The sequence below is a fragment of the Streptomyces sp. NPDC001508 genome (genome assembly GCF_040298665.1).
In the GTDB taxonomy this organism is placed as follows: Bacteria; Actinomycetota; Actinomycetes; order Streptomycetales; family Streptomycetaceae; genus Streptomyces.
In genome coordinates this window covers 1-24,001 of record NZ_JBEPAP010000048.1, presented here as the reverse complement: position 1 = coordinate 24,001, position 24,001 = coordinate 1, and the positions used below count along the sequence as shown (strand labels likewise).

Genomic DNA, 24,001 nt, shown 5'->3' with positions numbered 1-24,001 from the left:
ACGTCCCCGGCGGCGCCCCGTAAGAACGGTGCGCACCGTCCCACCGCGCCGCTCCCGACGATCAACACACCGACGCAGCGCCGCCTGACTCCGCCGCGCCCCGCAGGGGGTGCGGGGAACGGCGTGCCCGGCTGCAACGGCGCCGCACGCGGACGAACGACACGCCGGCCGATCCGGCGGAGCGTCATGCGGGTGTCGTGGGCTCCAGCGTCGCCCGGGCCTTCGGCAGGACGTTCGCGATGTAGTCGGCGACCACCCTGTCGAGCCCTATGTCGTGCTGCTCCCGCTCCGACAGGTACCACCGGTGTTCGAGCAGTTCGTGGTAGATCTCCGCGGGATCCATCGCGCCGCGCAGTTGCAGCGGCACCGCCCCCACGGTCGGCCGGAACACATCCCGCACCCAGCGGTGGGCCAGCACCTCCGGACGGGTGGCGAGGGGGTCACCGGGCGCGTAGTCCTCCTGGGTCGCCATCCAGCTCTCCAGGTCGTTCAGCAGCCGGCGGGCCTGGTTCTCCTCGGTGTCCAGGCCGGTCAGACGCAGCAGCTGGCGCTGGTGGTGACCCGCGTCGACGACCTTGGGCACGAAGGTGACGGAGTCGCCGTTCGAGGAGTGCTCGATCTGCATCTCGGCCACGTCGAAGCCGAGGTCGTTCAGGCGCCGGATGCGGCGCTCGATGTAGTGGTACTTGCCCGCCGGGTACACCGAGGTGCGGGTCAGCTCCTGCCACAGTCCGTCGTAGCGGGTGCGGATCTCGTGGCCGAACTCGACGGGGTCGACGGAGGGGTGCAGCCCCCCGGACGCCTCCAGGTCCAGCAGTTCACCGCTGATGTTCACACGGGCCAGGTCGAGGTCGTACTCCCGCTGCCCGGGGCTGAGCCGTGGGTGCAGTTCGCCGGTCTCGGCGTCCACCAGGTAGGCGGCGTACGCGCCCGCGTCGCGCCGGAAGAGTGTGTTGGACAGTGAGCAGTCGCCCCAGGCGAAACCGGCCAGATGCAGCCGCACCAGCAGCACGGCCAGGGCGTCCATGAGCCGGTGCATGGTCTCCGGCCGCATCGTCGTCTCGAACATCGAGCGGTACGGCATCGAGCCGCGCAGATGCCGGGTGACCAGCACCGACTCCAGCGGCTGCCCGGCGCTGTCGGCGCGGCCGGTGATCATGGCCAGCGGGTCGACGGCGGGTATGCCGAGCCGGTCCAGGTCGCGCAGCAGCTCGTACTCGCGCAGCGCGGGCCGCTCCGCTAGTTCCTTGACGGCGATGATCTCGGTGCCGGCCCGGGCGTAGCGGACCACGTGCCGGGAGATGCCGCGGGGGAGTGGCACGAGGTGTTCTTCGGGCCACTCCTGAAGGGGCAGGCTCCAGGGGAGTTCGAGAAGGAGCGCGGGATGCTCCGGGTTGGTGGCGCTGATCTGCAAGGCCATGGCATGAACCTTACGGCCTTGCGGGTGTGGTTCAGCGCGCCCGGTCCCGTGCCTGCGCCGCGGCCTCGCGCACGGGCCCGCGGTGCACCGGCCCGTGGCCCGGCAGCAGGATGTCCCCGTCGAGCCGCGCGATCAGCTCCAGCGAGTCCACTGCGCGGGCCCGGGCGTGGTCGAACATGACCGGCAGCAGCTGGGGCCCGCGCAGCCGGGAGGTGCGGTGGCCGCTGACCAGGGCGTCGCCGGAGATGACGATGCCGAGGTGGGGCAGGTGGTAGACGGTGTGTCCGTCGGTGTGGCCGGGGGTGTGCACCGGGACCGGCCGGCCCGGCAGGTCCAGCGCGCCCACGGTGCGGAACGCCTCGGGAGCGGTGACCGGGTGCTGCTGGGTGCCCCCGACACGCAGCACATGCGCGAGCCACGGCACGACGCCCGGCCGCCAGGCGTTGCGCAGTACCGCGCCCACGGACACCTGCTGAAGGAACTCCCGGCGGGCGTGCGGGACTTCGGCCTCGTGCAGCCGGACCGGGGTTCCGTAGGTGCTGCGCAGGTACTCGGCCGAGCCCAGGTGGTCGTTGTGCGCGTGGGTGATCAGCACGGCCGCGACCGCCTCGGGCTTGATGCCCACGGTGGCCAGGGAGTCGAGGACCAGGTGCCGGTCCCCGGGGTAGCCGGTGTCCACCAGGGTCGCCGTGTCCCCGTCCGTGAGGATGACCCAGTTGGTGTTGCTGCCGTGCACCAGGTAGGCGCCGTCGGCGACTTGGCGTACGTCTGCCCGCATGATCTCCCCGAGTCCTGAGCGTGCTGCCTGACGGTCGACAGCCAACCAGACATTCCGGCCGCCGCGGTGCGCGGGGTGCACGGGATGCCGGGGTCACCGTACGCCGTGCGGCCGGAACTGGACGCTGATGCGCGGCCCGGTGGCGCGCGTCGTCTTCGGTACGCAGTGCTCCCAGGTCCGCTGGCAGGAGCCGCCCATCACGATGAGATCGCCGTGGCCGAGCGGGCGGCGGACCGAGTGGCCGCCGCCCGCCGGGCGCAGCAGCAGGTCCCGGGGCGTGCCCACGGAGAGGATCGCCACCATGGTGTCCTCGCGGGCGCCCCGCCCGATCCGGTCGCCGTGCCAGGCGACGCTGTCCCGGCCGTCGCGGTAGTAGCACAGGCCGGCCGTGCTGAAGGGCTCGCCCAGTTCGCCGGCGTAATGACGGGAGAGCGCGTCGCGGGCCTCGGCCAGCACGGGGTGCGGCAGCGGGGCGTCCGCCTCGTAGAAGGCGAGCAGCCGCGGTACGTCGACGACGCTGTCGTACATCGTGCGCCGCTCCGCGTGCCACGGCACACCCCGGGCCAGTCGCTCGAACAGGGCGTCCGCCCCGCTCAGCCAGCCGGGCAGTACGTCGATCCAGGCGCCTGCGCCCAGTTCGGTCCGGCGCGCGCCGTCGAGGGCGGTGAGCCGCAGTTCGTCGGTCTGGTCGAACAGGGAGCCCTGGAAATGCGTGGCCATAGTCCCAGCGTAACCCGCGAATCGAAAATGTGTTCCCATGATCGCGGGTCGTGTGCCGGTGTGCGGCGCTCCTCCCGCCGTCCTTCCCACCCCTTTCGATACATCGGCGTATCCGATACATTCGCGCATCGAACGGAGGTCCGATGGTGACGCAGCAGACGGCGGGGCGGGTGACCCGGCGCCGGGTGAGGACCCGGGCCAGGCTGCTCGACGCCGCGTTCACGGTGTTCGCCGCGAAGGGGTTCGGCCGCGTCTCCATCGAGGAGGTGTGCGAGGCCGCCGGCTTCAGCAGGGGCGCCTTCTACTCCAACTTCGCCAGCCTGGACGAGCTGTTCTTCGCCCTCTACCGGGACCGGGCCGACCTCATCGCAGAGCAGGTGGCCGACGCGCTGGCCCTTGACGGACCGGCCCTCGACGTACCCGCCGCCGTGGCCCGGGTCACCGAGGTGCTTCTGCTGGATGTGGACTGGCTGCTGGTCAAGACGGACTTTTTGGTGCACGCCGCCCGCCGCCCCGCCGTGGCCCAGGCACTCCTCGACCACCGGGCCCGCCTCAGAGGGGCGATCGCGGACCGGCTGACCCGGGCCGCGGGCCGCACCGCGCTGCCCGCCGTGCTCGGCGGTGCCGACGGCGCCGCGCACGCCGTGGTCGCCGCCTACGACGGAGTCACCACCCAACTGCTGCTGGACCGGGACGTGGACGCGGCCCGCGCCTGGCTCGGCCACCTGCTCACCGCGCTGCTGACCGACGGCAGCACCAGCCCGCACGAGTCGTAGAGGGAAGGGAACGCACACCATGGACGCGGACGTCATCGTCGTCGGAGCGGGTCTCGCCGGCCTGGTCGCGACGCACGAACTCACCAGCCGGGGCAGGCGCGTGGCCCTGGTCGACCAGGAGAACGCCGCCAACCTCGGCGGCCAGGCGCACTGGTCCTTCGGCGGGCTCTTCCTCGTCGACTCCCCGGAGCAGCGGCGCCTCGGCATCAAGGACTCCTTCGACCTCGCCTGGAACGACTGGCAGGGCAGCGCGCAGTTCGACCGGCTCGACGACGAGGACTCCTGGGCGGCGCGCTGGGCCCGCGCCTACGTCGAGTTCGCGGCCGGCGAGAAGCGGTCCTGGCTCAAGGGGCACGGCATCTCCCTGCTGCCCACCGTCGGCTGGGCCGAACGCGGCGATCTGCGCGCCGACGGGCACGGCAACTCCGTGCCGCGCTTCCATATCGCCTGGGGCACCGGCAGCGGCGTGCTCGAACCGTTCGTGCGCCATGCCCGGCGGGCCGCCCGGGACGGACTGCTCACCTTCCACCACCGCCACCGGGTGGACGAACTCGTCGTCGAGGCGGGCGAGGCGGCCGGGGTGCGCGGCACCGTCCTCGCCCCCGACGACGCGCCCCGCGGGGCCGCCTCCAGCCGCGACCGGACCGGCGACTTCGCACTCACCGCCCAGGCCGTGATCGTCACCAGCGGCGGCATCGGCGCCAACCACGACATGGTGCGCCGGTTCTGGCCCGAACGGCTCGGTGCACCCCCCGCGCACATGGTCACCGGCGTCCCCGCCCATGTCGACGGCCGGATGCTCGACATCAGCGCACGGGCGGGCGCGCGCCTGGTCAACCGGGACCGCATGTGGCACTACACCGAGGGCCTGCGCGACTGGGACCCCATCTGGCCCGGGCACGGCATCCGCATCCTGTCCGGACCCTCCCCGATCTGGCTGGACGCGCTCGGCCGCCGGCTGCCCGACCCCTGCCTGCCCGGCTACGACACGCTGAGCACCCTCAGGCACCTGCGCACCACCGAGGACCTCAAGGACCACGACCACTCCTGGTTCGTCCTCACCCGGAAGATCATCGAGAAGGAGTTCGCGCTGTCCGGCTCCGAGCAGAACCCCGACATCACCGCCAAGGACCGCAAGGCGGTGCTGCGCGACCGGCTGCTCGGCAAGGGCGCCCCCGGGCCGGTGCGGGACTTCGTGCGCCACGGAGCGGACTTCGTGACCGCCGACACCCTGGAACGGCTCGTCGAGAAGATGAACGCCCTCACCGAGCGGCCCCTGCTCGACCCGGCCGCGGTACGCCGCCAGATCGAGGCGCGTGACCTGCAGATCGACCAGCCCTACAGCAAGGACTCCCAGGTGCAGGGCATCCACAACGCCCGCCGCTACATCGGTGACCGCCTCGGCCGGGTCGCCGTCCCGCACCGTGTCCTCGACGCCGCCGCGGGCCCGCTCATCGGCGTCAAGCTGCACATCCTCACCCGCAAGACGCTCGGCGGCATCCAGACCGACCTGGACTCCCGCGCCCTGGGCGCCGACGGGCAGCCCGTCGGCGGGCTGTACGCGGCGGGCGAGGTGGCCGGGTTCGGCGGTGGCGGCGTCCACGGCTACAACGCGCTGGAGGGCACCTTCCTCGGCGGCTGCCTGTTCTCCGGCCGCGCCGCGGGCCGCGCCGCGGCCCGCCAGACCGGGTGACCGAGGGAGCGCGCCGCCGACGCCGGTCGGCGGGTCGGTGGGCGGGGTGAGTGGAGTGAGCCGCATGTGCCGGTCAGCGGGTCAGTGGACCGGGTCAGTGGGGGAGTGAGCCGCCGGCGCCGGTCGGCGGGTCGGTGGACCGGGTGAGCAGGGGAATGGGCCGCCTGTGCCGTCGGTGGGCGGGGTGAGTGGGGGAGGGGGCCGCCCGTGCCGGTCGGTGGGCGGATTGAGTGGCAGAGCGAGTTGCCCGTGCCGGTCAGCGGGTCAGTGGACCGGGTGAGCGGGGGAGCAAGCCGCAGCCGCCCGTCGGTCGGTGGGCGGATTGCGTGCGGGAGCGAGCCGCCCGGTGCCGGTCGGTGGGTCAGTTGTTCAGGTGTGCCGCCAGGGCCGCGGCGTGGCCCTGGTGCGGGTTCTTGGACGCGGTGAGCAGCGTCACCGGTCCGGTGCGTGCCGACGCGCGCAGTCCGTCGAGCAGCGCGGCGGCCTCCGGCTTCTCCAGTTCGGCCGCGTAACGGCGGCGGAACTCCCCGTAGTCGCCGTTGCCCGCGTGGTACCACTGGCGCAGCTCGGCGGACGGGGTCAGGGTCCTGGGCCACTCGTCGATGCCGGCGGCGTCCTCGGCCAGGCCACGCGGCCACAGCCGGTCGACCAGCACCCGCAGACCGTCGTCGGGCTCGGGCGGTTCATGGACGCTGCGCACACGTACGCTCACGATCGGGGACCTCTCTGCGGGCGCGGACGGTGCCGCGAGCGTACGGTGACGAGAACGGCCGACCGGTGGACGACGCGGCGCGACGTGCCCCGAACGTGGGTAATACAGGCGAAATCGCCTCTAGTCTGTGGCAGATCGATGCCGGCCATCCCTCCCAAGGAGCGCATGTGACGCCACCCCCACAGCAGGGCCCAGGACGACGCACCACGGTGCTGCGCCGCGAGGCCGTCCTCGCCACCGTCCCCGTCGCCATGGCGGCGCTGCTCGGCGCCGCCGGACCGTCCGTGGCCGCCGCGCCCGGAGCGTCCGGCCTGGGCGACACCTACTTCCCGCTCGCCGGCAACGGCGGATACCACGTCAAGCACTACGACCTGACGCTCCGTTACGACACCGACGCCCGGCATCTCGACGGCACGGCCGTCCTCACCGCCCGCGCCACGCACGAGCTGTCCAGCTTCGACCTCGACCTGCAGGGGCTGACCGTCACCGGCGTCACCGTCGACCGCGAGAGCGCGGACGTCAGGCGCAGCGGCCAGGAACTGGTCGTCACCCCGCGCCGAGCCCTCGACAAGGACCAGGAGTTCCAGGTCAGGGTCGACTACAACGGCACGCCCCAGCCCCTCATCGACCAGGACGGCTCCCAGGACGGCTGGATCCACACCGACGACGGCGCGTTCGTCGCGGGCCAGCCGCAGGGCTCGATGACCTGGTTCCCGGCGAACAACCACCCCCTGGACAAGTCCTCGTACGACTTCACGATCACCGTCCCCGAGGGGCGCACCGCCGTCGCCAACGGCGTCCTGCTCGGGCAGAACACCGCCGACGGCCGCACCACCTTCCGCTGGCGCCAGAGCGAGCCGATGGCCGCCTACCTGGCCACGGCCTCGGTCGGGAAGTTCGAGGTCGAGCGGTACACCACGGGCGACGGCATCCAGGTGTACAACGCCGTCGACCCCCGGGAGGCGAAGGCGTCGGCGTCCGTTCTGAAGAAGCTGCCCTCCGTGCTGGAGTGGGAGAGCAAGCTGTTCGGCCCCTACCCGTACCGGGCCGCGGGATCGATCGTCGACCACGCCCCGCACGTCGGGTACGCCCTGGAGAGCCAGAGCCGGCCCGTCTACGACTCGGCACCCGACCTGGCGACCTTCGTCCACGAGATCGCCCACCAGTGGTTCGGCGACTCGGTCGCCATCACCTCCTGGAAGGACATCTGGCTCAACGAGGGCTTCGCGAGCTACGCCGAGTGGCTCTACGACGAACAGCACGGCGGCGACACCGCGCAGGAGATCTTCGACGAGTTGTACGCCAGCCCCGAGGACGACGACCTGTGGGACATCCCGCCGGGCGACCCGGGCAGCGGCGACAACCTCTTCGAGGACCCGGTGTACGACCGTGGCGCCATGACCCTGCACGAACTGCGCAAGGCCGTCGGCGACCACGCGTTCTTCCGGATCCTGCGTGCCTGGCCCACCCAGCACCGCGACGGGCACGGCACCACCGAGGAGTTCGTGCGGCTGGCCGAGAAGGAGTCCGGGAAGGACCTGAAGAGCCTGTTCCACACATGGCTGTACACCAAGGGGAAACCGGGCGCTTCGCTGTAAGGCCCGTGGTGGCGTGGCGCTGCCCGACGCGTCCTCACATGTGTCGGCGAAGCCGGCACATGACCCGGCGCCGAAACACCGCCGAGGATCCGCCGCGTGTGCGCACATGTGCTGGTCGCCGAGGACGACGAGACACAGGCCGAACTCATCCGCCGCTCGCTGCCGGCTGAGGGTCACACCGCCACGGCGATGCACGACGGTGCCGCCGCCCTGGACGGGCCGACGCCGCGCACCCGACCCGGTGGTCCTGGACCCGATGCTCCCCGTGGTCGACGGCTTCGGGGGTGTGCCGGGCACTGCGCGGCGGTCCGCCCGACACCGACGACATCCCCGCGTTCATGCGCACCGCCCGCGCCGCCGGGGACGATCCGCCGCTCGGTCCGGCGCCGGGCGCCGACGACCACCTGACCGACCCCTACAGCCCGCGCGAGCTGACGGCCCGTGTCCGGACGGTGCTGCGGCGCGGCGGCCGGGGCGTCGGCGTGTACGAGGACCCCGTCGTGCGCGCCGGCGGCGTCGGTGTCGACCCGGTACGGCACGAAGTGCGCTGCGACGGTGTGCCGGTGGAGTGCGCACCGGCCGAGTTCCAGATCCTGCCGGCCATGGCCGCCGAGCCGGAACGGGTCTTCTCCCGGCGGAAGTTGCTGCAGACGACCCCATGGTTTCGACCGGGCTCCACGGAAGGGGCCGTCGACGCGCACATCAGGAACCTGCGCCGCAAGACCGAGACCGACCCGCGCCACCCCATCGCGGCGAAGCCGTATGTCGACACAGCCTCGCGTTCCTTGCGGGCGTTCCTTCAGCGGCGCAGGTTCTCCCTCGCTGTCGTCGTCACCGCGTCGGCCAGCGTCGCCAGTGCGGGGGAGTCGAGTTTCCACTGCTGCCAGTACAGGGGGACCTCGGCCCAGCGGCCGGGGGCGAGGCGGACCAGCCGGCCGGTGCGCAGCAGCGGGTCGGCCTGGGACTCGGGGACCATGCCCCAGCCGAGGCCCGTGGCGACCGCCTCGGCGAACCCCTCCGAGGTGGGCACATAGTGCCGGTGCGCGCTCGCGGCGCCGAAGCCGGCGTCCAGCGCACGGATGAAGTCGTCCTGGAAGTCGTCGCGCCGGTCGAAGACGACCACCGGCGCCGCGGCCAGCGCCTCGGCCGGCGGCCCCGCCAGATGCTCCGCGGCGAACTCCGGGCTCGCCACGGGGAGGTAGCGCATCCGCCCGAGCAGGCGCACCGAACAGCCCGGCACCGGATCGGGCGACGAGGTCACCGCTGCCATCACCTGCCCCTCCCGCAACAGCGCCGCCGTGTGGTCCTCGTCCTCGCGGCGCAGTTCGAAACAGAGCCGCTGCTCGCCGGGCACCCGTCGCAGCGCCGGCAGGAACCAGGTGGCGAGCGAGTCCGCGTTCACCGCCACCGACACCCGCGTGGGCTCACCGGCCCCGCTGAGCCCCAGCTCACCGCGCGCGTCCCGGTCCAGCCGGGCCAGCTGCCTGGCGAACCGCACCAGCACCGCGCCGGACTCCGTCGGCAGCACCGGCTTGGTCCGCCGCAGCAGCACCCGGCCCGTGCGCTGCTCCAGCGCCTTGACCCGCTGGCTGACCGCCGAGGGCGTCAGGTGCAGGGCGGCCGCCGCCGCGTCGAACGTGCCCTCGTCCACCACCGCGAGCAGTGTCCGCACCTGATCCAGGGGCAGCTCCGGCACCATGGCGGCCGCTCACCTCCTCCGCTTCTCCCGGACAGCCTGTAGAACCGCTGATGCTACGTAAAAATCTTTAGCTGTACGCCGGGTGATCGCGCGGTTAGCGTCGTCGGCATGTCCGCCGCCCTGACCGCCGCTGCCGCCGGATTCGGCACCGGCCTCTCGCTCATCGTCGCCATCGGAGCCCAGAACGCGTTCGTCCTGCGCCAGGGCATCCGACGGGACGCGGTCCTCGCGGTCGTCGGCATCTGCGCCCTGTCCGACCTGGTGCTGATCGCGCTGGGCGTCGGCGGCGTCGGAGCGCTCGTCCTCGCCCGGCCCGGGGCGCTGAGGGCGGTCGCGCTGATCGGCGGCGGCTTTCTGCTCTGCTACGGCGTGCTCGCCGCCCGCCGCGTCCTGCGGCCGGCCGCCGCCGGTCTGCGAACGGAGGGCACGGCGGCGGGCTCCGGGCGGCGGGCGGTGCTCACCTGTCTCGCGCTGACCTGGCTCAACCCGCATGTCTATCTGGACACCGTGTTCCTGCTCGGTTCGCTGGCCGCCGACCGCGGCCCGCTGCGCTGGACGTTCGGTCTCGGCGCGGCCCTGGCCAGCCTGTGCTGGTTCGCGGCGCTCGGCTTCGGTGCCCGGCTGCTCGGCCGGGTGCTCGCCGGGCCACGGGCCTGGCGGGTCCTGGACGGCCTGGTCGCGGTGACCATGATCACGCTCGGCGCGCTGCTCGTCACCGGATCCTGAGACGATCGGGCACAGCGTTGCGGCCGATGGGGCCGCTGCTGCCATAGTGAAGCCCGAATCGAAAGATGTAACGAGCAACCAGGAAGCCTGTGGACACGAGCGAGAGCACCGGCGACAGCGCCGCGGCACGGCCCGACACCCCCGCCCCGGCGGCACGGCCGTCGGGCGGCTGGCGCCGCTGGGCGATGGACACCCGTCCCCTGCGTCGCCCCGCCTACCGCAGGCTGTGGTCCTCGACGGTCGTCACCGCGGTGGGCAGCCAGCTCACGGCCGTCGCCGTGCCCAAACAGATCTACGACATCACGCACTCCTCCGCCTGGGTCGGCTACGCGAGCCTCGCCGGGCTGCTGCCCATGGTGGTGTTCGCGCTGTGGGGCGGCGCGGTCGCGGACACGGTGGACCGCCGCAGACTGCTGCTGGTGACCAACATCGGCATCGCGGTCACCTCGCTGCTGTTCTGGGCGCAGGCCGTCGCCGGTATGGACTCGGTGGTCGTCCTGATGGTCCTGCTCGCCGTGCAGCAGGCGTTCTTCGGCCTCAACTCCCCGGCGCGCAGCGCCTCCATCGCCCGGCTCGTCCCCGCGGAGGAACTGCCCGCGGCCAACGCCCTCGGCTCGACGGTGATGCAGACCGGCCTGGTGGCCGGGCCGCTGCTGGCCGGCGCGCTGATCCCGGTCGTCGGCCTGCCCGAGCTGTACCTCATCGACGCCGTGGCGCTGTGCGTCACGGTGTGGGCGGTCGCGCGGCTGCCGGCGCTGCCGCCGCTCGGCAAGGCGCAGGCCCGGCGGGCCGGCCTGCGGGAGATCGCGGCCGGCTTCCGCTACATCTCCCTGCACAAGGTGCTGTTGCTGTCCTTCGTCGCCGACATCGTCGCCATGGTGTTCGGCATGCCCCGCGCCCTGTTCCCGCAACTGGCCGCGCAGACCTACGCCCCCTACGGCGAAGGTCTGGCGCTCGGTGTGCTGTTCGCCGGGATCCCCGTCGGCGCGGTGATCGGCGGGCTGTTCTCCGGCACGTTCTCCCGGGCACGCCGGCACGGCTTGATGGTCATCGGCGCGGTGGTCGGCTGGGGCGTGGCCGTCGCGGGCTTCGGGCTGAGCCGCAACCTCTGGATGGCGCTGGCGTTCCTCGCCGCCGCGGGCGTCGCCGACATGGTCTCCATGGTCTTCCGCGGGGCGATCCTGCTGTCCGCCGCCACCGACGAGATGCGCGGGCGCATGCAGGGGGTGTTCACGGTCGTCGTCGCGGGCGGTCCGCGCCTGGCCGACGTGCTGCACGGCACGGCGGGCTCCGCCTTCGGGCCGCGCGCGGCCGTCGCGGGCGGCGGCCTGCTGGTGGTCGTGGTGATGCTGGCGCTGGCCGCGGCGGTGCCCGCGCTGCGCCGCTACCGAGGCTGAGGCGCTAGAGCCTGCTGCGCCGGTGCAGCGTGTACTGCTCCATGAGCTTGCCCCGCGTCAACTCCAGGCGGTGGGCGAGGATTTCGGCGACGGTCCGCACCAGCGACAGCCCGAGCAGCGGGTCCTCCACGCTGAGCGCGAGCACCGCGGAGGCGTCGTACTCGTAGGCCCGTACGAAGCTGAACGCCACGGCGCCGAAGTCCCAGGTGTACGGCGGGAAGAGCCATGACCAGCCGAGCAGGTCGCCCGCGCCGAGGCTCGCCACCGTCACCCGCTGATGGGTCGTCACCTGCTGGTCGAGGTTGACCGCACCCGACCGGATCACCCAGAACCGGTCGGCCGTGCCCCCGGCCTCGAAGATCCTGGTGTCCTCCGGGAAGGACACCTCCCGCGCCAGCTCCATGAGGCGCTCGCGCTGTTGTTGCGGGAGGGCGGTCAGCAGTTTTATCGCTTTGGTCATGGCGCAGGGCTCCTCGCGGGCCGGGGATTCCGGAGTTCTCCCTACGCCCATTTCAGCCGCTGCCGCCGCCCCGGGCACCTCGGGGGCGGGGAATCGCGTGGATCCGGCCCGGCGGGCGGAAAAGAGCCCTGGCTGGGCGGGGGTCACCAGCCAGGGCGGTACCTGGTGGGCCGGGCAGGACCGGAGCGGTCGACCGCGGTCCCGGTATGGATGAACGGTAAACCGTCCCTGGGGCGCTCGGGCACCGGAAACCGGGTCGCGTGACCTGTTTCACTGTCCGGCCCGGGGCCCGGGGCCCGGCGCGGCGAAGGCACGCCGCCCCCGAGCCGCGGCCTCGGGCTCGTGGCCTTGGTCCGTGTTTGTTCCCCCAGGGCAAGGGCAGACGGAGTGTCGTGCTCCGAGGCGCGCCCCACGGGAGCGGTACGACCCACCTCCCTGAACCCACAGTCCAGGAGCGATAACCGCATGCTCACTCAACTGTCCACAAGCAAGCGGCCCCACGACGACGCCCCCGACACCGCGGCCCTGTTCGCCCGGCTCGCCGAGTCGGCCGACGGACCCCGCCGCGACGAGGTGCGTGAGGAACTGGTGACGGCCTGGCTGCCCATGGCCCACCGGATCGCCGGCCGGTTCCGCGACCGCGGCGAGTCCATCGAGGATCTGCGGCAGGTGGCCGCGCTCGGCCTCGTCAAGGCCGTCGACCGGTACGATCCGGTCCGCGGCCCCTTCGAGAGCTATGCCGTGCCCACCATCACCGGAGAGATCAAGCGGCACTTCCGGGACCGGATGTGGGCCCTGCGGGTGCCCCGCCGGGTGCAGGACCTGCGCAACCGGGTCCGCCTGGCCCGCCGCGAACTCACCCAGCACCCCGGCGCCGGCGAACCCTCGGTCACCGACATCGCCCGCCACACCGGCCTCACCGAGGACGAGGTCGGCACCGGCCTGGAGGCCCTGGAGAGCTTCAGCACCCTGTCCCTGGACGCCGAACCGGCCCCCGACGGCGGGGGGCACCCGCTCGCGGACGTCCTCGGCGCGGCCGACCCCTCCTACGACGTCGTCGTCGACCGGGAATCCGCCAAGGAGGGCCTGCGCCGGCTGCCCGAGCGGGAACGGGCCATCCTCTATATGCGCTTCTTCGAGGACATGACCCAAAGCCGCATCGCCGACCGCCTCGGCATCTCCCAGATGCATGTCTCGCGTCTCATCAGCCGCAGTTGTGCCCGCGTCCGTGCCGAGGCGCTCGGCCGGCGACGCGGCACCGGCGGCCCGACGTCCCGCTGAACCACCGCGGCCCCGCGCCCACTTGGCCCCTGGCGTGGCCTCTGCTCACTTCGTGTCGCGCTCGACCGGCACCCGGAGCGGCCGGGCCAGGCCCACCACCGCCTCGTCCAGCCGTTGCAGGTGGCGCAGCACCCGGTCGGTGACCTGCCCGTAGCGCGGGGTGGCCGGTGTGCCCGGCCGCAACAGGGACGCGATGCTCGGGCCGGTCTCGACCCCGGCCGCCGCCTGCCCGTCCCTGATCTGCGCGGCGATCGCCTCGATATTGCGCACGATCCTGCCGCCCGCGCCGCGCAGCCGCGGGTCCGCCGCCATCGACGGATGCGACGGCAGGAGCACGGCGGTCGCCGCCAGGGACCGGGCATGGTAGGCGCACGTCTCCAGCAGCGCCACCACATAGCGCACGGTGTCCCTGCGCGAGCGCAGCGGCGTGATCGGGTGGATGAGCGGCTGCGCCGAGGCACGCAGGTCCGCCAGCGCCTGGTCCAGCTCCCGCGCCCGGTCCAGCAGCTCCACCGGGGGCGCCCCGCTCAGCTGGTCGACCGCGGACCGTGTGATGTCCGCCAGCCGGTCCAGCACGGTGACCAGCAGTTCGTTCGTACGGCGGTCCGTTGCCACCGGCAGCACCACCGCCGCCGCGATGATGCCGCAGGCCGCGCCCAGCGCCGTCTCCTCCACCCGCAGCACCAGGACGGCCAGGCTGTAGGTGTTGAGCAGGGTGTACAGCAGTCCCAGCATCGCCGTGACGAAGAACGACATCAGCGTGTAGGACAGCGGGGCCGTGTAGAACATCGCGAAGATGAACAGCAGCACCAGCGCGAACGCCGTCCACGTGTGGTGGCCGACCAGACCCGCGAGCCCGATGCCCGCCACCACACCGAGGACCGTGCCCAGCAGCCGGCGGTAGCCCTTCACCAGGATCTCGCCCGTCGACGCGGTGTTGAGGAACACGATCCAGCAGGTCAGCACCGCCCAGTACCAGCGCTGGCTGGACAGCAGCTCACCGCCGACGATGGCGAGCGCCGAACCCGCGGCCACCTGCGCGGCCGAGCGCGTGGTGGGCCGTCGCAGCCCGGTGGGCGCCGCCTCGTCCGCCGCGCGCTCCTCGCCGCCGCCGATCGCCGCGTCCTCCGTGTCCAGCTCCTCGCGCGAGCGGGTCGTCGCGGGCGTGTCGCCGGACTCGTCCTGCGGCCCGTCCAGGGCGATACGCAGCCCGAGGACGGCCCGCGCGCTCTCGCCAAGACCCCGGAAGACGTCCTGCACGGCGGGCGACGCGTGCGGCAGGTTCTCCTCCTCCCGGTAGCCGAGCAGCCGGTTGCGGACCCGGGACAGCGCCGTCCCCCGGTCCGCGCCGGTCGGCCGCAGCACCAGCAGGCGCAGCGCCTGAAGGTCCCGGCGCAGCGCCGTCATCGTCTCGTCCCGCACCGGTTGTGCGACGCCCGAGGGCGGCGGCGCGCCCGGCAGATGCAGGGTGAGCGTGGTCGCGCGCTCGGCGCTGCGCGCGGTCAGCAGCAACAGACCGAGCCGTTCCGCGGCGATCTCGGCCTCCGCGATGCGCCGCTGGAGCAGCCCCGCCACCGCCTCGTCCAAGGCGCCGTCCGCGAGCCGGCCCTGGATCATCAGCGCGCTCTCGTGCAGCCGCGCGGTCCTGACCCGGACCACTTCCAGGGCCTTGTCCATGTCGTCGGGGCCGGCGTCCAGCAGGTCGATCTGGGCCGCGACCAACTGGCCGAGCCGGGCCCTGAAGGCCCGGCGCAGCCGGTCCAGGATGCCCGCGGGCGTCTGCGCCACCAGCACGAACCGGGCGACCGCGCTGCATCCGAAGGCCAGCAGGAGCGCCCCGTACAGCCCGGGCAGCGACGGCACGCTCGCGCGCACGAAGAGGGAAAGGAAGTAGATCTGGAAGCCGATCAGACCGAGCGCCGTGCCCCGGTCGCCGAACCGGCGGCCGTAGACCGCGCAGAAGATGAGCGCCACGAAGAACAGGTCACCGATCACCACGCGCGTGTTCAGCAGCGCGCCGAGCGACAGGGAGACCAGCGCCACCGGCAGGCCCAGCGCCAGCGTCACGGCCTGCTGGTCGCGCCGCTTCTCACGGATGGCGAAGGTGGCGACCATCGCCGCCATGGCCCCGGCCACCAGATGGGTCACATCGGCCCGCAGCAGCGCCAGGACGAGCAGGGTCAGGGCGATGGCCGTCACCGTGCGCAGCCCCGCGGTGAGCCGGAGCAGCCCCGGGTCCCAGGCCGCGAGCCGGTCCCACGGCTCCGTCCGCACCGACCGTTCCGCTGTCCTCACACCGCCGCGCTCTCTCCCGTGTCACGTCCTGGTCCGCCACATGATCTGCGACCCAGCATGGCATGGCCACGATCCGCGCCGGACCCCGGTACGGGCCGGGTGCCGGATGCCGGCGGGGCCGCCGGCCGGTCCCCGGCTCCAACCGGGCGCCGGCGGGCGGTTCAGTCCGCAGGACTGTCCAGGGGCAGGCCCGCCACATGTGCCCGCACCTGGTCGGGCGTCAGATACGCGTTGGTGTACTCGAAGTCCTTGAGCTTCGCGGGGCGGCGCGCCTGGAACCCGGTGCGCACGAAATCGTCGCCGCCGATGGCGTTGAGCAGCCAGTTGGTCATGACCCGGGTCTTGGCGACACTGGTGCGCAGCGCCGACCAGTGATAGCCGCGGGCGACGGCCTGCGCGGGCAGACCGCGCAGTTCGACGCCCAGCGGCTTGGAGACGGCGTCCCGGCCCCCGAGGTCGACGACGAGCCCGAGGTCACGGTGCGCGTACGGGCGCAGCGGCTGGTTGCGCAGCGTCGCGATGACATTGTCGGCGACCCGCTTGCCCTGACGGATGGCGTGCTGCGCGGTCGGCGGGCAGACCGCGCCACCCTCGGGTTTGGCCTGGTCCGGGACGGCGGCGGCGTCGCCCAGCGCGAACACCCCGTGGTGCCCCGGCAGCGTCATCTGCGCGGTGACCGCGAGCCGCCCGCGCACGGTGTCCGCGCCGAGCGTCGCGATCAGCGGGCTGGCGACGACTCCTGCCGTCCAGATCAGCGTGCGGGTGGGCACCACCCGGCCGTCGGTGAAGGTGACCTCCTTCGGGCCCGCCTTCGCGATCGAGACCCCCAGGGAGATCTCGATCCCGCGCCGGCGCAGAATCTCCTGGGCGCTGCGGCCGAGCTTGTCGCCCAGCTCCGGCATCAGCCGGGGCGCGATGTCGATCAGGTGCCACTTGATCAGGGCCGGGTCCAGCCGCGGGTAGCGGCGCAGCGCGCCGTGCGTCAGGCGTTGCAGACAGGCCGCGGTCTCGGTGCCGGCGTAACCGCCGCCGACCACCACGAACTGCAGCCGCGCGGCGCGTTCGGCGGGGTCGTCGCTGGCGTCGGCGAGGTCGAGCTGCGAGATGACGTGGTCGCGTACATAGGCGGCCTCCGCGAGGGTCTTCATGCCGTAGGCGTGATCGGTCAGGCCGGGAATGTCGAAGGTGCGGGTCACACTGCCCGGGGCGAGCACGAGGTAGTCGTACGGTTCGTCGACGACCTTGTCGGTGATCGTCTGGATCACGCACACCTTGGCCCTCAGATCCACGCCGATGGCACCGCCCGGGATGATCCGGGTGCGATACCGCCTGCTGCGGCGCAGCGACAGCGCGATCGACTGGGGCGTCAGCACGCCGGAGGCGACCTGCGGCAGCAGCGGCATATAGAGCTGGTACGAGTACGGCGTCACCAGCGTGACGTCGGCCTCGTCGGGGGCCAGCTTCCGCTCCAGGCGGCGAACGCACTCCACACCGGCGAAGCCTGCGCCCACCACCAGGATCCTGGGTCGTGTCACGGTGTCCATCCCTTCTGCGGCTGCGGGCGGGTCCGGTTCGACGTGCTCCCCCGCACCGGATCGCTGCTGCGCACCACACCGATCCCACCGCGCCCCGGGTGGTTCCGCCACCGGGAGCGGCAGCTCGAACGCGTGGGCACCGTCTGCCCCGCCAGGAACCGGAGTAACCCGCACGCCGCCCGGCATGCCCCCCGACGGCCGTGCCGCACCGGGGGCCCGGACCACCGCCGGCGCACGGCGGCGAGCCGGCCGACGTGGCGTCGCCGACCGGCGCGCTCCATACGAGCGGTGCCGACCCCGGGGTGCGGCGGCTGCGTGCCCGGGCCCTGAGGCGGCTGTCAAGGGCGGCGAGCCGGCGCCGGGCACCGGCACCGGAGCCAGCTGTCGGTGACGAGGTGCGGCGTGGTCGCGCAGCGCCCCGGATGACGCCGTGCCGTGTGCACGGCCCGGCCGCTCACCAGGGCAGGAAGGCGTGGATGTCCTTGCCGCCGTCGGTGACCACCACACTGACCTGGTCGCACAGCGTGTCCACGAGCCGCCACCCGACGCCGCCGCCACCCGTGCGCGGGGTGAAGGGCCGCGGCTCGGGACGCACGGTGCTGGTGTCGTGCATCGTGATGTGCACACCGTCGAACGTGCGGCGCATCCGCAGGGCGAACGGCCCCGGCGCGTACTGCACGGCGTTTGCGGCCAGCTCCGTCACCACCAGCAGGATGTCGTCCCAGTACTCGGGCGCGGACGGCGGCGTTCTGCGCGCGAGGTCGCCGAGGAAGTCCTGCGCGGCGAGCCGGGCACCGGTCACATTGCGCAGCTCACCCGGGAAGGAGACCCAGCGGTCGAAGGCCTCCTCCGAGAGGGGTGTGTTGTTCCGTCGTGGTCCGGTCGCCATTGTCATCCCCAGCGCCGTGTGTACCGGACTGCCGTCCCGGCCTTTCCCTTCCTGGGCTGGGTTCCCGCGCGCGGCCCGGCTACGCCTCCCGATCAACGGAACACGCTGTCCGAGTCGTCCCAGTCGGCCGGCTCCTCCCGCGGCGGCCGCCGCAGGGCCTCCGAGCGTGCCTGGTACATCGCGTCGATCTCGGCGGCGTAGTGCCGGGCGATGGCGTCCCGGCGCAGTTTCATCGACGGCGTCAGCAGCCCGTTGGACGTGTCGAACGGCGTGGGCAGCACCCGGTGCACCCGGATGGACTCCGAGCGTGACACGGCGCTGTTGGCGGCGGCCACGGCCCGCGCGATCTCCTCCCGCAGCGCGTTCTCCTCCCGCACGTCCCGGCCGGGCGCCTCGCCCTGCGACGCCGGCGTCGAGCGCCAGTGCGCGAGGAACTCCGGGTCCAGGGTGATCAGGGCACCCACGCACGGCCGGTCGTCGCCCACGACCACCGCCTGGTGGACGAGGGGATGCATGCGCAGCCGCTGCTCCAGCGGGGCCGGCGCCACGCACTTGCCGCTGCTGGTGATGATGACGTCCTTCTTGCGGCCCGTGATGGTCAGATAGCCCTCGGAGTCCAGCCGCCCGAGGTCCCCGGTGGCCAGCCAGCCGCCGCGCAGTGCCCACCGCGTCGCCGCCTCGTCGTTGACGTAGCCCTGGAACACCGACGGGCCGCGCACCAGGATCTCCCCGTCCTCGGCGATCTGGATCCGGGTGCCCGGCAGGGCCTGGCCCACGGTGCCCGACTTCTCCCGGCCCAGCGGCTGCATGGTGATCCCGCCGCCCGACTCGGTCAGCCCGTAGCCGTCGTTCACATAGACGCCGATGCCCTCGTAGAAGAGGGACAGCTCCCGGCTGAGCGACGAGCCGCCCGAGCTGCCGCGGACCACCCGGCCGCCCAGCGTGGCCCGCAGCCTGCGGTACACCGTCCGCTCGTACAGGGCGTGCTGGAGCCGCAGGTCGAACCCGGGTCCTGCCCCCGTGCCCAGCCGCCGCCGCTCCTCGGCCGCGGCGAAGTCCCGCGCCGTCCGCGCCGCCCGCTCGAACAGCGCGCCCCGGCCGGCCTGCTGGGCCGCGCGCAGGAAGTTCTTGTACAGCTTCTCGAACAGGGACGGCACCCCGTAGAAGTAGGTGGGCCGGAAGGTGCGCAGCGCCGAGGCCAGCGCCGCGTCGGTCGTCTCGGGCTCATGGCCCAGCAGGATGCCGCCGCGCAGGCACAGCACCTGGATCATCAGCCCGTACACGTGCGAGAACGGCAGGAAGGCCAGCACGGACGCCTGCTCGCCCGGTGGCGCCGCCGTGTGCGCCCAGCCCGCGAGCAGCGTGTCGCACGGATACGCCAGTCCGCGGTGGCTCAGCGCGCAGCCCAGCGGGCGGCCCGAGGTGCCGGAGGTGTAGGCGACGACCGCGGTCGAGTCCGGCAGCACGATCCGGCGCAGCGACTCCACGGTGGTCAGCGGGATGACCGCGCCCCGCTCCACGAGCTGCGGCAGCGCGTCCGTGTCCAGCTGCCACACGTGTCGCAGCCGGGGCAGCCGCGCGCACAGGGTGCCCACCGTCATGACGCCCTGTTCGTCCTCCACCAGCACGGCCACACAGTCGGCGTCGCGCAGGATCCACTCGACCTGCTCGCGCGAGGAGTGCGGATGGATCGCCACGATCTCCGCGCCCACCGTCCACAGGGCGTGGCCGAACACGGTCCACTCGTAACGGGTGCGGGCCATCACGGCGACCCGGTGGCCCGGTGAGATCCCGCAGGCGACCAGGCCCTTGGCCAGGTCCACCACCTCGTCCCGCAGTTCGACGGCCGTCACCTGACGCCATCCGGCCGGGGTGTCGTCCGTGCGGCGGGCCAGCACCGGCAGGGTGGGGTCGCGGGCCGCGGTGTCGAAGACGGTGTCGGCGAGCCCGCCGGTCAGGTCAGGGGCGAGGTCTGGAGCGAGGGCGAGTTCGCGCATGCGCTGCTCCTGGGATGTACGGAGGGTGACGCCGTCGAACACCTTTGTGGCCGACGGTGCTCGAATCTAGCCCAGGCGAGCGCGATTGGGGTCAAGATCGGGGAACTGATCGGACCGGTCCGCGGGCGCCGGTACCAGCCACACCGTGGCGAGCGGCGGCAGGGTGAGACACAGGTGCCCGTCCCGCGGCACGATGAGACCCCGGTCGGTGATGTCGCTGCCCCCGTAGCGCGCGCTGTCGGTGTTGAGCGCCTCCCGCCACGCGGCAACGCCCTTCGGCACGGCGAGCCGGTAGTCGTGGCGGACGACGGGGGAGAAGTGGGACACCGACAGCAGGGGTGTCCCGTCGGCGTCGTACCTCAGGAACGCGAACACGTTGTCGTCGGCGGCGTCGGCGCTGTCGGCGGTGATCCACTGGAAGCCGGTGGGGTCGGTGTCGCGTTGCCACAGGGCGGGGGTGGCGCGGTAGACGGTGTTGAGGTCGCGTACGAGGTCGAGGACGCCGCGGTGGTCGGGTTCGGCCGGGTAGCCGGGGTCGAGCAGCCGCCAGTCGGGGCCGTGTGTTTCGGACCATTCGGCGCCCTGGGCGAACTCCTGGCCCATGAAGAGGAGTTGTTTGCCGGGGTGGGCCCACATGAAGGCGAGGTAGGTGCGGTGGTCGGCGCGTTGCCGCCACCAGTCGCCGGGCATCTTCGAGACCAGTGAGCGCTTGCCGTGCACGACCTCGTCGTGGGAGATCGGCAGGATGTAGTTCTCGCTGTAGGCGTACACCATGGAGAAGGTCATCTCGTGGTGGTGGTACGTGCGGTGCACCGGCTCGTGCCGCATGTACTGGAGCGAGTCGTGCATCCAGCCCATGTTCCACTTCAGGCCGAAGCCGAGGCCGCCGCTGTCCGTGGGCCGGGTGACGCTGTCCCAGGCGGTCGACTCCTCGGCGATGGTGACCACGCCCGGGCAGCGGCGGTAGACGGTGGCGTTCATCTCCTGCAGGAACGCCACCGCGTCCAGGTCCTCGCGTCCGCCGAACACATTCGGTGTCCACTGGCCCGAGTCGCGTGAGTAGTCGAGGTAGAGCATGGAGGCGACGGCGTCCACGCGCAGGCCGTCGATGTGGAACTCCTCGCACCAGTACACGGCGTTGGCAACCAGGAAGTTGCGCACCTCGCGGCGCCCGAAGTCGAACTCGTACGTCCCCCAGTCGGGATGCTCCGCGCGCCGGGAGTCCCCGGGCTCGTACAACGGATCACCGTCGAACCGGCCCAGCGCCCAGTCGTCCTTGGGGAAGTGGGCCGGTACCCAGTCCATGAGGACGCCGATGCCCGCCCGGTGCAGGGCGTCGACCAGGTACTTGAAGTCGTCGGGGGTGCCGAGGCGGGCGGTCGGTGCGTAGAAGCCGGTGACCTGGTAGCCCCAGGAGCCGCCGAAGGGGTGCTCGGCGACCGGCATCAGCTCCACATGGGTGAAGCCCAACTCGTTCACGTACGCGGGGAGTTCATCGGCAAGCTGACGATAGGTCAGTCCTGGTCGCCAGGACGGCAGATGGACCTCGTACACGGAGAACGGCGCCTCGTGCACCGGGATGTCCGCGCGGTGCGCCAGCCACGCGTCGTCGCCCCACTCGTAGTGCGAGGAGGTCACCACGGAGGCCGTCGCGGGCGGCACCTCCGTGCGGCGCGCCATCGGGTCCGCCTTGAGGAACCGGTCGCCGCGGCGCGAGGTGATCTCGAACTTGTACCGGGCGCCCTCGCCCACGCCCGGCACGAACAGTTCCCAGACACCCGAGGAGCCGAGCGAACGCATCGGGTACTGCGTGCCGTCCCAGCTGGTGAAGTCGCCGGTGACCCGCACGCCCCGGGCGTTCGGCGCCCACACCGAGAAGCGGGTGCCCGCCACGCCCTGGTGCGTCATGGGCTCGGCGCCCAGCGCCCGCCACAGCCGCTCGTGCCGGCCCTCGCCGATCAGATGCAGATCCAGCTCGCCGAGGGCGGGCAGAAAGCAGTAGGGGTCGGCCGTCTCGTGGACGGTGACCCCGTTTTCGGTGTTCTCGGTGTTCTCGGCGTATTCGGCGTATTCGACCAGCAGCGTGTACGCCGGGATCGTCGCGTGCGGCAGCACGGCCGAGAAGAGCCCGTCGCCCTCGTGGACCAGTGCGCTGCGCATCCCGTCTACCAGCACGCTCACCGCGCGGGCGAAGGGACGCAGCGCCCGGAACAGGGTGCCGCCCGGCACCGGGTGGGCCCCCAGCAGGGCGTGCGGGTCGTGGTGGGCGCCGGCGAGCAGCCGCTCGCGGTCGGCCGGATCCAGCCGGAGCGCCGTCGTCGTCGCGGGGCCCGACGGCCCGGGGAGCGAGGTGTCGCGCAGTGCCATGGTGTCAGCCTTCCCTGACGACGAGCCGCTCGATCGCGGCCATGGGAACGGGCAGCCAGTCGGGACGGTGCCGGGCCTCGTACACGGCCTCGTACACCGCCCGGTCGGTCTCGTGGGCTCGCAGCAGCGCGTGCTTTCGGCGCGGGTCCCACCCGGCCCGGGCGGCATAGCCCGCGCAGTAGGCCTCCCGGCAGCGGTCGGCCCACTCGGGATGCCAGGGGCGCCGCTGCCGGGCCGCGTAGTCGAAGGAGCGCAGCATGCCGGCGACGTCCCGCACCGGCGACTGCGCGCTGCGCCGCTCGGAGAGCGGGCGCGAGGGCTCGCCCTCGAAATCGATGACGAACCAGTTCCGCCCGGCCCGCAGCACCTGCCCGAGATGCAGGTCGCCGTGGATGCGCTGGGCGGGCGGCGCGGCGTCGTGGCCGTCCAGCGCCCCGAACGCGGTGCGCAGCCTGGGGACGAACGGCGCGAGGGCCGGCACACAGTGCGCGGCCGCCTCCAGCCGGGCGGTCATCGCGGCCACCGTGTGACCGTTCTCGCCGCCGCCCGCGGACGGGAAGGCGGTGGCGAGCGCCACATGCACATCGGCCGTGGCCTGCCCCAACTCATAGGCCTCGGTGGTGAAATCGTCCCCCGCGGCGAGCGCGCGCAGCGCCAGCGTCCAGCCGTCGGCGGCGTCCGGCAGGAACGGCTGGAGCACCCCGAGCGTCGCCGGCCGCGGCTCGGTCGTCCGGAACCAGGCGACCGGCGCGGGCACCCGCGTGCAGCCCTCGCCGGCCAGCGCCCCCGGCACCTCCAGGTCCGGGTTGATGCCGGGCTCCACCCGGCGGAACACCTTCAGGATGTACGCGTCGCCGTACACCAGCGAGGAGTTGGACTGCTCCGCGTCCAGCAGACGCGGCGCGAGCCCGCCGGGCACCCGCACGGCCGCATCCGCCTCGAAGCGCAGCGGGCCCGCCGTGCCCGGCTGCCGCAGCCGCTCCAGGAGCAGCGCGGCCGAACGCGGGTCGTGCAGCGCGTCGTAGAGGGCGACGCCCGCGAGCGGGCCTTCCCGCACCCGGCCTATGAACGCCCGTTCCAGATGCGGCGCCGGATGCGCGCGCATGCCGAGCAGCAACTGGTAGCAGGCGCCGGCCGGGGGCGGGCCGCCGGGCGCCGGGACACCGCCCTGCCCGGTGTGCACCAGCAGATGCAGACAGCCCGGGAACAGCTCGGTCATGGACAGCAGGGCGAGGTCCGTGACGGGCCGGTCCCGGCCCGCGAACCAGCGCTGCCTGGGCAGCCATTCGCTGAGCAGCCCGGTCAGGGAGGACATCGGCCGGTCGGGGCCGGCCTCGCCGCGCGGCCTGGGCGATACGGTCTTCGGCATGGTGAGGCGTCCTTTCCTCGGCGCCGCGCGCTCAGCGTCGTCGGCCGATACGGGATGCGACTCGGGAGAGCCGGAACCAGTAGAAGCCGTGGCCCGCGAGGGTGAGGAGATAGGGGAGTTCACCGATGGCGGGAAAGCGTACTCCGCCGACGAGTTCGACGGGATGCCGTCCGTCGTAGGCCCGCAGGTCGAGTTCGGTGGGCTGGGCGAAGCGGGAGAAGTTGTGGACGCACAGGACGAGGTCGTCCTCGTGTTCGCGCAGGAAGGCGATGACCGCGGGGTTGGTGGA

Annotated in this window: 19 protein-coding genes and 1 pseudogene; 7 read left to right on the top strand and 13 right to left on the bottom strand. The window is 72.8% G+C overall.

From position 1 onward, the window contains the following. Positions 1–184 precede the first annotated feature (184 nt). The 3 genes from ABT245_RS32475 to ABT245_RS32465 form a co-directional block, all read right to left on the bottom strand. Positions 185–1,420 (bottom strand): DUF4032 domain-containing protein, encoded by a 1,236-nt coding sequence (locus ABT245_RS32475; protein WP_351740567.1) that lies wholly within the window; start codon positions 1,418–1,420, stop codon positions 185–187. Positions 1,421–1,451: 31 nt separating this feature from the next. Continuing rightward, on the bottom strand, positions 1,452–2,198 hold the full coding sequence (locus tag ABT245_RS32470) for an MBL fold metallo-hydrolase (RefSeq protein ID WP_351740564.1): 747 nt from the start codon (positions 2,196–2,198) through the stop codon (positions 1,452–1,454). A 93-nt stretch (positions 2,199–2,291) separates the two neighbouring features. Beyond that, on the bottom strand, positions 2,292–2,918 hold the full coding sequence (locus tag ABT245_RS32465; RefSeq protein WP_351740561.1) for an alpha-ketoglutarate-dependent dioxygenase AlkB: 627 nt from the start codon (positions 2,916–2,918) through the stop codon (positions 2,292–2,294). 143 nt (positions 2,919–3,061) lie between these two features. Here ABT245_RS32465 and ABT245_RS32460 point away from each other — a divergent pair, with 143 nt between their 5' ends. Beyond that, complete coding sequence (locus ABT245_RS32460) at positions 3,062–3,694, top strand: TetR/AcrR family transcriptional regulator (protein WP_351740559.1); 633 nt, start codon at positions 3,062–3,064, stop codon at positions 3,692–3,694. Positions 3,695–3,713: 19 nt separating this feature from the next. Next, positions 3,714–5,387 carry an FAD-binding dehydrogenase gene (locus ABT245_RS32455; RefSeq protein ID WP_351740556.1) on the top strand — a complete coding sequence of 558 codons (1,674 nt, stop codon included), beginning with the start codon at positions 3,714–3,716 and terminating at the stop codon, positions 5,385–5,387. A 361-nt stretch (positions 5,388–5,748) separates the two neighbouring features. Here ABT245_RS32455 and ABT245_RS32450 read toward each other — a convergent pair whose 3' ends face one another. Next, positions 5,749–6,099, bottom strand: coding sequence for a DUF488 domain-containing protein (locus ABT245_RS32450; protein WP_351740553.1), 351 nt, complete (start codon positions 6,097–6,099; stop codon positions 5,749–5,751). Between the two features lie 251 nt (positions 6,100–6,350). Here ABT245_RS32450 and ABT245_RS32445 point away from each other — a divergent pair, with 251 nt between their 5' ends. Continuing rightward, complete coding sequence (locus tag ABT245_RS32445; protein WP_351740675.1) at positions 6,351–7,697, top strand: M1 family metallopeptidase; 1,347 nt, start codon at positions 6,351–6,353, stop codon at positions 7,695–7,697. Positions 7,698–7,793: 96 nt separating this feature from the next. Continuing rightward, positions 7,794–8,446: pseudogene (locus ABT245_RS32440) on the top strand (response regulator transcription factor); the annotation flags it as partial. A 50-nt stretch (positions 8,447–8,496) separates the two neighbouring features. Here ABT245_RS32440 and ABT245_RS32435 read toward each other — a convergent pair. Then, entirely contained in the window at positions 8,497–9,396 is a 900-nt protein-coding gene (locus ABT245_RS32435) for a LysR family transcriptional regulator ArgP (protein WP_351740551.1), read from the bottom strand. 108 nt (positions 9,397–9,504) lie between these two features. On the opposite strand from ABT245_RS32435, the gene ABT245_RS32430 reads away from it, so the two are divergent. Both ABT245_RS32430 and ABT245_RS32425 read left to right on the top strand, forming a co-directional pair. Then, complete coding sequence (locus ABT245_RS32430) at positions 9,505–10,122, top strand: LysE/ArgO family amino acid transporter (RefSeq protein WP_351740548.1); 618 nt, start codon at positions 9,505–9,507, stop codon at positions 10,120–10,122. Between the two features lie 89 nt (positions 10,123–10,211). Continuing rightward, positions 10,212–11,519 carry an MFS transporter gene (locus ABT245_RS32425; RefSeq protein WP_351740545.1) on the top strand — a complete coding sequence of 436 codons (1,308 nt, stop codon included), beginning with the start codon at positions 10,212–10,214 and terminating at the stop codon, positions 11,517–11,519. A gap of 4 nt (positions 11,520–11,523) precedes the next feature. Here ABT245_RS32425 and ABT245_RS32420 read toward each other — a convergent pair whose 3' ends face one another. Next, positions 11,524–11,979 (bottom strand): cyclic nucleotide-binding domain-containing protein, encoded by a 456-nt coding sequence (locus tag ABT245_RS32420; protein WP_351740542.1) that lies wholly within the window; start codon positions 11,977–11,979, stop codon positions 11,524–11,526. Between the two features lie 465 nt (positions 11,980–12,444). Here ABT245_RS32420 and ABT245_RS32415 point away from each other — a divergent pair, with 465 nt between their 5' ends. Then, positions 12,445–13,260, top strand: coding sequence for a SigB/SigF/SigG family RNA polymerase sigma factor (locus tag ABT245_RS32415; RefSeq protein WP_351740540.1), 816 nt, complete (start codon positions 12,445–12,447; stop codon positions 13,258–13,260). Between the two features lie 45 nt (positions 13,261–13,305). Here ABT245_RS32415 and ABT245_RS32410 read toward each other — a convergent pair whose 3' ends face one another. The 7 genes from ABT245_RS32410 to ABT245_RS32380 all read right to left on the bottom strand — a co-directional run. Further along, positions 13,306–15,534 carry an FUSC family protein gene (locus ABT245_RS32410; protein WP_351740537.1) on the bottom strand — a complete coding sequence of 743 codons (2,229 nt, stop codon included), beginning with the start codon at positions 15,532–15,534 and terminating at the stop codon, positions 13,306–13,308. A 182-nt stretch (positions 15,535–15,716) separates the two neighbouring features. Continuing rightward, positions 15,717–17,099 (bottom strand): NAD(P)/FAD-dependent oxidoreductase, encoded by a 1,383-nt coding sequence (locus tag ABT245_RS32405; RefSeq protein WP_351740534.1) that lies wholly within the window; start codon positions 17,097–17,099, stop codon positions 15,717–15,719. 445 nt (positions 17,100–17,544) lie between these two features. After that, entirely contained in the window at positions 17,545–17,979 is a 435-nt protein-coding gene (locus ABT245_RS32400; RefSeq protein WP_351740673.1) for an ATP-binding protein, read from the bottom strand. A 92-nt stretch (positions 17,980–18,071) separates the two neighbouring features. Further along, on the bottom strand, positions 18,072–19,976 hold the full coding sequence (locus tag ABT245_RS32395) for an AMP-dependent synthetase/ligase (protein ID WP_351740531.1): 1,905 nt from the start codon (positions 19,974–19,976) through the stop codon (positions 18,072–18,074). Between the two features lie 66 nt (positions 19,977–20,042). Next, positions 20,043–22,343 (bottom strand): 1,4-alpha-glucan branching enzyme, encoded by a 2,301-nt coding sequence (gene glgB, locus ABT245_RS32390; RefSeq protein ID WP_351740528.1) that lies wholly within the window; start codon positions 22,341–22,343, stop codon positions 20,043–20,045. A 4-nt stretch (positions 22,344–22,347) separates the two neighbouring features. Further along, on the bottom strand, positions 22,348–23,712 hold the full coding sequence (locus ABT245_RS32385; RefSeq protein WP_351740525.1) for a maltokinase N-terminal cap-like domain-containing protein: 1,365 nt from the start codon (positions 23,710–23,712) through the stop codon (positions 22,348–22,350). Between the two features lie 31 nt (positions 23,713–23,743). Beyond that, a partial coding sequence (locus tag ABT245_RS32380) for an alpha-glucosidase C-terminal domain-containing protein (protein ID WP_351740522.1) occupies positions 23,744–24,001 on the bottom strand: 258 nt, incomplete at its 5' end.